This is a genomic window from Oleiphilus sp. HI0066, assembly GCF_001635725.1.
Map to the genome: position 1 here is coordinate 1 of NZ_LWFH01000161.1, position 1,052 is coordinate 1,052.

Annotated in this window: 1 protein-coding gene; it reads right to left on the minus strand. The window is 45.0% G+C overall.

All coding sequences use genetic code 11. The features are described 5' to 3' along the window. Nucleotides 1-952, minus strand: a 952-nt coding sequence (locus A3738_RS02765; protein WP_156503901.1) for a M48 family metalloprotease, incomplete at its 3' end; no start/stop codon positions are given. Between the last annotated feature and the right edge of the window lie 100 nt (nucleotides 953-1,052).

A 1,052-nucleotide genomic window follows, 5' to 3' on the forward strand; every position in this document is an offset into this window, starting at 1 on the left:
CTTTAGGTTTGCTATCAAATAAGGCGTACGCCAGTGCGAATCTTGTCGCATCGACATTTTTATGCTGACCTTTTTCTATAGTTGATCGATAGTATTTGATCGCAGACTCTTTCGACTCTGCGAAATCTGTTGCGACGATCGCTTTAGATATATGAAATTGAAAGTTATCACGGTATTGCTTGATGGGATATTGTTCGGCGCGGTTTTTTGTATCGGCAACTCGATTTTCAGATAAGGGGTGAGTTGAGAGATATTCGGGTGGTGAAGAGCCTTGTAGTCTTGCATTTTTGAGCATGGTTTCGAACATGCGTGGCATTGCTCTTGGATCGAAATTAGATTTGTACATGGTTTCGATGCCAATTCGGTCTGCTTCTTCTTCGTTCGAGCGTGAATAGCTAAGTGCTTTTTCTACAGACATCGCTTGGGTTGATGCAAGTGTCGCGATTCCTGCCTCGGCGCCAGTTGTGGCTGCGATTACAGCGCTTGCCAATATGCCTGCGAGGGTTAGCGGGGTGCTGAGCTCCTGCTTTTGAAGTCGTCGTGCGTAATGGCGTTGACTCAAATGCGCCAATTCGTGAGCAAGAACAGAAGCAAATTCTTGTTCATTCGCGGCATGTAAAAATAGTCCCGCATTGATACCGATAACGCTTCCGGGTACCGCGAACGCGTTTAACTCTGGGCTGTTAAGGATGACAAAGCGAAATGATTTGTCAGCGACTGTAGAGTTCGGGGCGAGAGAGTAGACAAGTTGTTCAAGATATTCTTCGACGCTAGGTTGTTCATAGGTGCGAACTTGGCCTCGTAGCGCAGATAGCCATGCAGTGCCTAACTCGCGTTCCTGTTCGATCGAAATGATTGTAGAGCTTGCGTTTCCAAAGCTTGGAAGCTCGGATTCATTTGCCTGAACAGAGAGTGAGAATAAGATTGCTGCAAAGAAAATAGAGCGCTGCATTTGAGCTAGTTGATCTCGGTGTTAATGTTATTGTGTTCTTTATAGTAACTGTACGTTGATTCCTAGTCACGAAAGCTTATTATTGCAAACCTTAAAATAT